We start from the raw sequence: 9,687 nt of genomic DNA, 5'->3' as shown, positions 1-9,687 counted from the left end.
CCCTCCCCGCCCGCCACGCCTTGTACAGGTGCTGCCAGACCTGTCTCGCCAGCCCGCCTTTCCTTGTCGCTGCGCCGTGGGAGAGCGTGTCACCTGAAGTGTGGAAAGATCATCTCTGTTGTTGCGAGACCCGCTTTACCTGATCTGACCTGAATGGGCGATGGGGGCTTGGTTGGCGCGTTAGGACTTGAGGACGGGGGGCTACAGGCGCTCGCGTGTGTTTGGGCGTCTGGCTTGCTTTGCTGTCGCGGATCCGTGTCGTGGCTTGTCGGATGTGTCTACACGTTAAGTTGCCTGGACGGTCAGCCATGTCCGCTCCAAGGGCTCGTTCTGGCGTGCGCAGAAGTAGACGCGGCCCGGATCGCCCCAATGCCAGCCGAGGCGCTGGTCGGAGTCGAGTTGCAGCAGCAGGCGCCATTCCTCCACTGCGGCCTCTTCGGCTGCGGACAGTTCCGCGGCTTCGACGGAGTCGAGGTCGCGTCCAGACGAGGCGTGCAGGCAGTCTGGCCCGACCGGGCGCTGGACGAGGGCCGGCCAGCCTCCCAGTTGGTGGACGGGCATGTCGTCGGGCCATGCGTATTGCGACCAGGCGGCGTACAGCTGTTCGTACACGCCCAGGAAGCCGCTGTAGGTCTGCTCCAGCCGCCGCGCAACGGGCTCTTGAGGCGCGGGCAGGGAGAGGAATGGGGCCGCACCCAGCTGACACCGTGGAAACGAGGATGCGGCCGGTGGCGCGGTCGCGGGTTCCAGTGCTCCGGTGAAGACGCGCCAGCCGTCTCGCTGGCCTGCCTCGTCGCCCCACGGGCGTGGGGGCTCACTCGCGTAGTAGAACGCGGCCATGCCGGTGGCGGGCAGCCCCGGGATCTCGCCGAGCGCGGCGAGGTCGGCGAAGTCGAACGCGCCGAGGAAGTCGAGCGGACGGCCGTTCCACTCGGGCCAGGGCTCGCCCGCCGGCAGCAGCGGGGTGCCGCCGAGGTGGACGGTCACCTGACCATCGAGGCCGAGCCGGAGAGCGGGCCTGGTCAGGGGCAGGAGCGCGGCGGTGACCTCGGGAGCGAAGAAGAGGCCGAAGAGGGAGCGCAGCCGCCGGAGCTGCGCATCGAAGTGATCCATGTCACGTAGCGTGGCGTGCCCCGGCTCCGCGCGCCACCCCCCGGCGAAATTGTGGATAACTCTGGATGGACGGATGATGATCAGCGGCGTTCGAGGGCCGCCGCGAGCTGGACGAGGAAGCGGTCGACCTCCTGCTCCTCGTAGCCGGGCCCGAGCCGGACGACGCGGAACACGCTTTCGCGGACGTCACGGGCCGTCACTGGAGGAGCGACTCCGCGCAGACCGGAGACGACCCGGTCCAGGAACGCGTCCACGTCCCGCACGTCGTAGCCCGACCGCAGGCCCGCGCCGGAGAACCGGGCGTTCTGGATCCAGTTGATGAGCCAGCCGGGGTGCACGCGGGGGCGGCCGGGGCGCTCGCCGAACGGCGCGCCGACCTGGAGTTCCCGGATGCACTCGCGCACCAGCTCGTCCACGGCGCGCTGCTCGTAGCCGCGCAGCACGACGTCGAACCGGACGGCGCGCACCTCGTCGGCCGATACCGGCGGTCCGCCTTTGAGCGCTTGCGAAATCCGCTTCAGCAGGCCGTCCACCTGGTTCCGGTCGTAGCCCCGCAACGCCACTGGCGGCCGTGCACTCGTACCCGTCTTCACCGGCACCGTGCTCCTCAGCCCATGTCCGCGCGTGCCCGCAGGGCACCAGGAGTAGGCCCGCCGGGCGCGCTCAGTCCTTGGTCGCCGCGGCCAGCTGCCCGCAGGCCCCGTCGATCTCTCTGCCCCGAGTGTCGCGCACCGTGACCGGGACCCCGTGGGCCTCAAGGCGCCGGACGAACTCGCGCTCGTCCTCGGGCCGCGAGGCGGTCCACTTGGAACCCGGCGTGGGGTTCAACGGGATCAGATTGACGTGTACGAGATGTCCGCGCAAGAGCCTGCCGAGAAGATCGGCCCGCCATGCCTGGTCGTTCACGTCCTTGATCAGGGCGTACTCGATGGAGACGCGGCGGCCGCTGCGGTCGGCGTACGCCCAGGCGGCGTCCAGGACCTCGGCGACCTTCCATCGGTTGTTGACGGGGACGAGGTCGTCGCGCAGCTCGTCGTCGGGCGCGTGCAGCGACACCGCCAGCCGGACGGACATGTCCTCGGCGGCGAGCTTCTCGATCGCGGGGACGAGGCCGACCGTGGAGACCGTGACGGAGCGCTGCGATATCCCCAGGCCGGCGGGTGCCGGGTCCGTGATGCGCCGGACCGCGCCGATCACGGCCTTGTAGTTGGCCAGAGGCTCGCCCATGCCCATGAAGACGATGTTGGAGACGCGTCCGGGGCCGCCTGGGATGCGCCCGCCGGCCAGAGCGCGCGCGCCCGCGGCGACCTGCTCGACGATCTCGGCCGTGGACAGATTACGCGTCAGCCCAGCCTGGCCGGTGGCGCAGAACGGGCAGTTCATCCCGCATCCGGCCTGAGACGAGACGCACATCGTGGCCCGGTCGGGGTACCGCATCAGCACCGACTCGAACAGGACGCCGTCAAACGCCTTCCAGACGGTCTTGAGCGTCCTGCCGCCGTCGCAGTCGAGCTCGCGCACCGGGGAGAGGAGCGAGGGCAGCAGCGCGGAAACGAGCCGCTCGCGGACTGCGGCGGGCAGATCGGTCATCTTCGCCGGGTCGTCGGTCAGGCGCGCGAAGTAGTGCCGCGACAACTGGTCGGCACGGAACGGCTTCTCCCCCAGCTCGGCGACCGCCTCGCGCCGCTCGGCGGTGGTGAGGTCGGCTAGGTGCCGGGGCGGCTTGCTGCGGCGCGGTTCGGCGAAGACCAGCTTGGCCGGGGTCTTCTTCGGGGCGGCGGCCTCGGCGCCCTCCGCCTCGACGGCGGCGGCCTGGACGGCCGGCTGGGCCGGTCCGGAGGCCGGTGACTCGGTGATGGAAGACATGGTCCTTCCAGTGTCGCAAACACATGCCGATGCCTCGTCCGTGAGCGGCGCCGCACGTCCCGTTATCCCGCTGCCGCGCCCTCCCTGCGGCCGGAACACGAGCAAGACACGACATCGCTGCACATGACCTTGTCTGCGACTAAGGTGCCGATCATGTCGGTATTGCGCAGGGGTACCGCGTCCCCCCGGAACCCCGCCGCCACGGTCGTCCACGCCGAGGCGAGCCCATACGGAAGCCGCCGGCTCGTCATCGAGACCGACGGTGACGTAACTGCGGCCTACCTGAAGGACGCCCGCGACTCGGTGGTCGGGGCGGTCTGGGTCGCCAACCATCAAAAGGCCCCCGCCGAACTTGACCGTTCACGGCTGGACTCGGGCAGTGCACCGCTCCTGCCGGAGTCCCATGTACGGCAGCCGGGCGGGCGCAAGGCGCTGGACGCCGCCGCCCTTGAGACCGTGTGGTTCGAGGAGGGCGACGGCGTGGCCGTCCTCGAATCGGGGGAGGTTCTGTTCGTGATCCCCGGCTGGTCGGACATGGGCCGAGGAATCCCTGGATACAGCCGGGACGCGACGGCGCAGAGCCCGTTCGCCTTCCCGCTGGACGAGGAGATCGACGACTTCGGCCCGAGGATCGACCGCGCGCGCGAGCACTGGAAGACGTGCCGCACCGAGGGATCGTGGGCGGAATTCCAGCAGTCCGTCCTCGGCCATCTGCTGCAACGGCTCGGCCCAGGTGGCCACTACTGGCACGACGTAGGACGCCAGTTGGCGGGCGGAAGGCCAAGTGTGGCGCCGACCGTGGGGGTATCGGAGCGTCCCGCACGGGGCGATCGGGAGTTCACCGTGCTGAGCACGGTCGGCATGAGCCGCCAACGGATGCCCACCGTGGAGCTCTATGAGGACGACGTGGCGCCCTACGGCCGGATCGAGCTTGCCGTGGCGAGCACCCTGCCCAGCCAGCGGGCGGGCAGCATCTTCCCCTGGCTCGCGCAGTACCCGTGGCGGTCCGTGACCTGGTTCGCCCCTGGCGACGTGGTCAAGTGGTACCACGAGGCCCGTACGTTCCCCCTCGGCACCGGTGAGAGCGCATGGGAGGGGGTGCTGCTCCTAGAGGACCCCAACAGGCTGGGCAGTCCGGCAGCGCCCGCCCTGACCGGCCTGTCGATCCACGGCGATCCCGTGCGCTGGCTGTGGCTCGTGCCCATCACCGGTGATGAGCACCGCTACGCCAAAAGCGAGGGCTCGGACGCGCTTGTACGGCGCCTGGTCCAGCAGGGGCGTTCCTGGGTCGTCTCCTAGCCGGGCCCATAGGCCAGGCAAGACCGGCCCCGGTGCGGTTCTAACTGGGGACGAACAGCTCCAAGAGCAGCCAGACCACCGGGGCCGTCGCCACGAGCGAGTCGAGGCGGTCCATCACGCCGCCGTGGCCGGGCAGGAGCGTTCCCATGTCCTTGATGCCGAGATCACGCTTGATCATCGATTCGATGAGGTCGCCGACGGTGGCGGTGACGACGGCGGCGAGGCCGACCAGCACGCCCTGCCACGCCTGCCCTCCGTCCAGCAGCCACCACACCAGCCAGCCGCCGACCAGCATGCAGGTGACCGCGGACCCGGTGAAGCCCTCCCAGGTCTTCTTCGGGCTGATCGTCGGCGCCATCTTGTGCCTGCCGAGGAACGACCCGGCGAAGTAGCCGCCGATGTCGCTGGCGACGGTGACCGCGATGAAGACGACGGTGCGGTGGTCCCCGTCGTCCGGACGCATGAGGAGCGCCACGATTCCGCCCATCAGGACGAGGTAGACGGCCACGAAGGCGCCCGCGGCGACGTCCCGGACATAGCCGTCCGAGCCCTCGGTCATCCGGGCCATCAGCATGGCCAGGACCGTCAGCGACACGGCGGCGATCGTGGCTGTGGGGCCCCAGATGTAGGCCACGACCGGAGTCGCCACCATGCCGGTCGCGAGCGGGATGAACGGCACCCGGATGTCGCGGCTCTTGAACGCGTCGGTGAGCTCGCGCATGCCGAAGAACAGGAAGACCACCAGCACGCCGAGGAAGATCTCCTTGACGGTGTAGAGCGACAGCAGCACCAGCGCCCCGAGCGCGCAGCCCACGCCGATGGCGATCGGGAGGTTCCGCCCGGTTCTGCTCTCCCGCTTGCCTCCAGAACCCGCCGCACCGGGCTCGGAGGCCATCGCACCAGGCTCAGGACCAGCCGCGTCGGGCTCATAAGCCTTCGCGCGGGAGGCGCCCACTGTGGAGGCCGTGCCGGGAGAGACCGTGCCGGAGGACGGGACGTCCTCGGCTGAGGCGTCCGGTGCCTCGCCGGAGGGCGAGTCCAGCGCTTCCCCGGGGGGCGGGCCGGGCATGGCGACCTCCGGCTCATCCGGGGAGCCCGCGGGCTCCCCGGCGTCATCGAGTCTCATCAAACCTCGAGCAGTTCAGCCTTCTTGTGCTCGAGCAGCTCGTCGATCTGCGCCACATACCGGTGCGTGGTGTCGTCGAGCTCCTTCTCGGCACGGTGGACGTCGTCCTCACCGACCTCGCCGTCCTTGGCGAGCTTGTCGAGGGTGTCCTTGGCGCGCCGCCGGATGTTCCGGATGGAGATCTTGCTGTCCTCGGCCTTGCCGCCGGCGACCTTGATGAACTCCTTGCGACGCTCCTCCGACAGGTCGGGGAAGACCACCCGGATGACGTTGCCGTCGTTGGTGGGGTTGACACCGAGGTCGCTCTCGCGGATCGCCTTCTCCACGGCCTGCATGGAGGACTTGTCGAAGACCTGGACGATGACCATCCGCGGCTCCGGCAGCGTGAACGACGCGAGCTGGTTGATCGGCGTCGGCGTGCCGTAGTACTCCGCCGTGATCTTGTTGAACATGGCGGGGGTGACGCGGCCGGTGCGGATGGCCTGGAAGTCCTCCTTGGCGACCGCGACCGCCTTCTCCATCTTCTCCTCGGCCTCGAGGAGGGTCTCGTCGATCACTTCGACTCCCATGTCATCTGGTCGGCCTGGTCACTGCGGTTCCGGGCTGCGGTCAGCCCTCCGCCGGGCTGACCAGCGTGCCGATCTTCTCACCCCGGACGGCCCGGACGATGTTGCCCTGTCCCATCAGGTCGAAGACCACGATGGGGAGCGCGTTGTCCATGCAGAGGCTGATGGCCGTGGCGTCCATGACCTTCAGTCCCCGCTGTAGAACTTCACCGTAATCCAAACGGTCGAACTTGACTGCGTCTGGATTCTTTCGGGGATCGGCATCGTAGACCCCGTCCACCTGAGTGGCCTTCAAGACCGCCTCCGCGCCGATCTCAAGCGCGCGCTGCGCGGCCGTGGTGTCGGTGGAGAAGAACGGCTGCCCAAGACCCGCGCCGAAGATGACGACACGGCCCTTCTCCAGGTGCCTGATGGCGCGCCGTGGAATGTACGGCTCGGCCACCTGGCTCATGGTGATGGCGGTCTGCACGCGGGTGTCCATGCCGAGCTTCTCCAGGAAGTCCTGGAGGGCCAGGCAGTTGATGACGGTGCCGATCATCCCCATGTAGTCGCCGCGGCCGCGGTCCATGCCGCGCGCGGCGAGCTGCGCCCCACGGAACATGTTGCCGCCACCGCATACGACCGCGACCTGCACGCCGTCCTGGACGGCCTCGGAAATGGCCTCGGCCACGTGCTGCACGACCTCGGGGTCGATGCCCAGTGGATCGCGTCCGGCGAAAGCCTCGCCCGAGAGCTTCAGCAACACCCGCTTCCAGCCCGCGCGCGGCGCGTGCTGTTCGCGCACGTGCCCGTCCTGCGCGTGTTCATCGCGCTCGTCGTGCTCGGCGCGCGCGCGCTGGTCGGGTGCATGCTGCTGGGACGACGAGGCCGCCGTCGCGCTACTGGTCGTCTTGTCCGGCACGTCGGCGGCCTCCTCGTTGCGTCGCGGAATCGCTGGGTCCCTGTCTCCAGAGTGCCCTCAGGCCTGCCCGACCTTGAACCGGGCGAAACGGACAACCTTCACTCCGGCCTCGTCCAGGACCTTGGCGATCGTCTTCTTGCCGTCCTTCACGAACGCCTGCTCCACCAGCACGAAGTCGCGGAAGTAGGCGTTCACCCGACCCTGGACGATCTTGGGAATGGCCTGCTCGGGCTTGCCCTCGTCGCGGGTGAGCTGCTCAGCGAGCGCCCGCTCCTTCTCGATCGCCTCGGCAGGGATCTCGTCGCGCGTGAGGTACTTGGGGGCCATCGCCGCGATCTGCTGGGCGACGTCCTTGGCGACCTCGGCGTTCTCGGTGTCCAGCTCGACCAGCACGCCGGTCGTCGGCGGCAGCGACGGGTCGGACTTGTGCAGGTAGCTGGCCACGTAGGCGCCCTTGAAGTGCGCGAACCGGCGCAGCTCCAGCTTCTCGCCGATCTTCGCGCTGTTCTCCTCGATCAGAACCTGGACGGTCTTGCCCGGCTCGATCTCGGCGGCCAGCAGGGCGGTCGCGTCCGCGGCGCCGTTGGCCGACGCGAACTTCACCAGGCGGTCCGCCAGCTCGATGAAGGACGCGTTCTTGGCGACGAAGTCGGTCTCGCAGTTGAGCTCCAGAAGCGCCCCGTCACCGGAGTTCTCGAAGTACTCGGCGACCAGCCCGTTGGCCGCGGTGCGCTCGGCGCGCTTGCCCACGTCCTTGGCGCCCTTGAGGCGCAGCAGCTCCGTGGCCTTCTCGAAGTCGCCGTCGGCCTCGGTGAGGGCGTTCTTAACGGCCATCATGCCGGAGCCGGTCAGCTCGCGAAGCCGCTTGACGTCAGCGGCGGTGAAGTTAGCCATCGCTCTCTTCGCTTCTCTCGTCGTTGGTCGTACGACCCGCGAAGGTCCCGGCGGCACCCGCGAAGGGCCACCGGGACCACGGGATCAAGCCTGCTCGGACTCGGCGTTCGCCTCGGGGGTCACCGTGGCGGCCGCCTCGGCCGGGGCGGCCTCGGCCTCGGGCGCGGCCTGGGCCTCGGCGGGGACGGCCTCGGCCGGAGCCTCTGCCTGAGCGGCCTCTGCGGGGGCGGCCTCCTCAGGGGCGGCCTCCACGGGGGCGGCGGCGGCCTCATCGGCCGGCTTGCCCTCCAGCAGGTCGCGCTCCCACTCGGCCAGCGGCTCGGCGGCGCCGGACGCGGCGCCCTCGGCCGGCTTCTCGTCGCCGCCGGACGCGGCGCCGGCGCGGGCGATGAGGCCGTCGGCCACGGAGTCGGCGACCACGCGGGTCAGCAGGCTGACGCTGCGGATGGCGTCGTCGTTGCCCGGGATCGGGTAGTCGACCTCGTCGGGGTCGCAGTTGGTGTCCAGGATCGCCACGACCGGGATGCCGAGCTTCTTGGCCTCGTTGACCGCGATGTGCTCCTTCTTGGTGTCCACGATCCAGATGGCGCTCGGAACCTTCGCCATGTCGCGGATACCGCCGAGGGTGCGCTCCAGCTTGTCCTTCTCACGGCGCAGGCCGAGGAGCTCCTTCTTGGTCATCCCGGAGCCGGCCACGTCCTCGTAGTCGATCTCCTCCAGCTCCTTGAGCCGGGTGAGCCGCTTGTGGACGGTGGAGAAGTTGGTGAGCATGCCGCCCAGCCAGCGCTGGTTGACGTAGGGCATGCCGACCCGGGTGGCCTGCTCGGCGATGGCCTCCTGGGCCTGCTTCTTGGTGCCGACGAACAGAATGGTGCCGCCGTGCGCGACCGTGGCCTTGACGAACTCGAAGGCCCGGTCGATGTAGGACAGCGACTGCTGCAGGTCGATGATGTAGATGCCGTTGCGCTCGGTGAAGATGAAGCGCTTCATCTTCGGGTTCCACCGGCGGGTCTGGTGACCGAAGTGGACGCCGCTCTCAAGGAGCTGCCGCATGGTGACGACGGGTGCCATTGCCCGTGTTCTCCTTCTCTGGCCCTGCGGGCCGCATTTGGTTGTCTGTCTACGCCCGGGCACCGCCCCACCGTCGCCATCGGCGACGGACCAAGGGACAGCGCCCCACCATGTCTGCGGTGGCATGCGGACGCGTGAAATCAGCCGCCGGGGTTCCCCAGGCGGCTGTGACCCGGAACCTACCCGGGTCTGTGGCCCTTCCGCTCGACGGAGCGGCTTCCCGCGTCTCCGGCCATGAGGCGGATCAGCGACGGCCTAGCCCTGGCCGGTGTCCTTCCGGGCACGCCTACAGATTATCAGGGCCCGGACGCGTCCGGGAATCAACGGTCCCGGCAGTTATCCACAGTTCGCCGACTCTCATCGCGCGGCGTTCGATTAAGGGCAGGCTGCTTCGCATGGCCTTGCTCACACTGCTCCTCACCTGCATGATCGCCACCGGCGTGCCGGGCCTGGACGGCTGGCGCCGGCCGCTGGGCCCGCCGGCTCCGCGGGTCCTGCGGGCGTTCTCGCCTCCCGCCGTCCCCTGGGGTCCCGGCCACCGCGGGGTCGATCTGTCCGCTCGTCCCGGCCAGCCCGTCTACGCCGCCGGTTCCGGCCTGGTCTCGTACGCGGGCCGCCTGGCGGGCCGTGGCGTCGTCACGATCACCCACGGTCCCTTGCGCACCACGTACCTTCCCGTCCGCCCCAGTGTCCGCGTCGGCGGCCGGGTCGCGTCCGGCTCCCGCATCGGCGTCCTGGAGGGCGGCCCGTTCGACTGCTCCACACCCTGCCTGCATTGGGGCCTGCTACGCGGCGGCCTGTACCTGGATCCGCTCACCCTGGTCAGGCCCCAGATACGCCTGCTCCCCCAC

The 9,687-nt window shown here is 69.5% G+C and carries 10 protein-coding genes; 2 read left to right on the top strand and 8 right to left on the bottom strand.

Translation table 11 applies throughout. The features are described from left to right. Window positions 1-285: 285 nt before the first annotated feature. From E1298_RS39150 to rlmN, 3 genes are all read right to left on the bottom strand, one after another. The gene (locus E1298_RS39150) at window positions 286-1,113 is read right to left on the bottom strand and encodes a DUF1963 domain-containing protein (RefSeq protein WP_131902440.1); all 828 of its coding nucleotides are present in this window, start codon (window positions 1,111-1,113) and stop codon (window positions 286-288) included. An 80-nt stretch (window positions 1,114-1,193) separates the two neighbouring features. Beyond that, entirely contained in the window at window positions 1,194-1,706 is a 513-nt protein-coding gene (locus E1298_RS39145; protein ID WP_165975882.1) for a DivIVA domain-containing protein, read from the bottom strand. A 70-nt stretch (window positions 1,707-1,776) separates the two neighbouring features. Next, entirely contained in the window at window positions 1,777-2,979 is a 1,203-nt protein-coding gene (gene rlmN / locus E1298_RS39140; RefSeq protein WP_131902438.1) for a dual-specificity RNA methyltransferase RlmN, read from the bottom strand. A gap of 153 nt (window positions 2,980-3,132) precedes the next feature. Here rlmN and E1298_RS39135 point away from each other — a divergent pair, with 153 nt between their 5' ends. Then, entirely contained in the window at window positions 3,133-4,278 is a 1,146-nt protein-coding gene (locus tag E1298_RS39135; protein WP_131902437.1) for a suppressor of fused domain protein, read from the top strand. A gap of 40 nt (window positions 4,279-4,318) precedes the next feature. On the opposite strand, the gene E1298_RS39130 is transcribed toward E1298_RS39135, so the two are convergent. The 5 genes from E1298_RS39130 to rpsB form a co-directional block, all read right to left on the bottom strand. Continuing rightward, window positions 4,319-5,404, bottom strand: coding sequence for a phosphatidate cytidylyltransferase (locus E1298_RS39130; protein ID WP_243726085.1), 1,086 nt, complete (start codon window positions 5,402-5,404; stop codon window positions 4,319-4,321). Next, window positions 5,404-5,961, bottom strand: coding sequence for a ribosome recycling factor (gene frr / locus E1298_RS39125; RefSeq protein ID WP_165975881.1), 558 nt, complete (start codon window positions 5,959-5,961; stop codon window positions 5,404-5,406). The genes E1298_RS39130 and frr overlap by 1 nt, the downstream gene beginning before the upstream one ends. Window positions 5,962-6,013: 52 nt before the next feature. After that, window positions 6,014-6,754, bottom strand: coding sequence for a UMP kinase (gene pyrH, locus E1298_RS39120; protein ID WP_131902441.1), 741 nt, complete (start codon window positions 6,752-6,754; stop codon window positions 6,014-6,016). A gap of 174 nt (window positions 6,755-6,928) precedes the next feature. Then, window positions 6,929-7,765 carry a translation elongation factor Ts gene (gene tsf / locus E1298_RS39115; RefSeq protein ID WP_131902435.1) on the bottom strand — a complete coding sequence of 279 codons (837 nt, stop codon included), beginning with the start codon at window positions 7,763-7,765 and terminating at the stop codon, window positions 6,929-6,931. An 84-nt stretch (window positions 7,766-7,849) separates the two neighbouring features. Next, a complete protein-coding gene (rpsB, locus tag E1298_RS39110; RefSeq protein WP_131902434.1) occupies window positions 7,850-8,836 on the bottom strand; it encodes a 30S ribosomal protein S2 in 987 nt (328 codons plus the stop codon). Between the two features lie 395 nt (window positions 8,837-9,231). Here rpsB and E1298_RS39105 point away from each other — a divergent pair. After that, window positions 9,232-9,687, top strand: a 456-nt coding sequence (locus E1298_RS39105) for a murein hydrolase activator EnvC family protein (protein ID WP_131902433.1), incomplete at its 3' end; no start/stop codon positions are given.

It is taken from the genome of Actinomadura rubrisoli, from assembly GCF_004349215.1.
In the GTDB taxonomy this organism is placed as follows: domain Bacteria; phylum Actinomycetota; class Actinomycetes; order Streptosporangiales; family Streptosporangiaceae; genus Spirillospora; species Spirillospora rubrisoli.
Note: the sequence above shows the minus strand (reverse complement) of the source record. Positions and strands in the feature narration are given on the sequence as shown.

Coding starts and splice junctions, on each gene's coding strand:
- E1298_RS39150 (WP_131902440.1), bottom strand. CDS start 1,113: ATGGATCACTTCGATGCGCAGCTCCGGCGGCTGCGCTCCCTCTTCGGC.
- rlmN (WP_131902438.1), bottom strand. CDS start 2,979: ATGTCTTCCATCACCGAGTCACCGGCCTCCGGACCGGCCCAGCCGGCC.
- E1298_RS39135 (WP_131902437.1), top strand. CDS start 3,133: ATGTCGGTATTGCGCAGGGGTACCGCGTCCCCCCGGAACCCCGCCGCC.
- E1298_RS39130 (WP_243726085.1), bottom strand. CDS start 5,404: ATGAGACTCGATGACGCCGGGGAGCCCGCGGGCTCCCCGGATGAGCCG.
- tsf (WP_131902435.1), bottom strand. CDS start 7,765: ATGGCTAACTTCACCGCCGCTGACGTCAAGCGGCTTCGCGAGCTGACC.
- rpsB (WP_131902434.1), bottom strand. CDS start 8,836: ATGGCACCCGTCGTCACCATGCGGCAGCTCCTTGAGAGCGGCGTCCAC.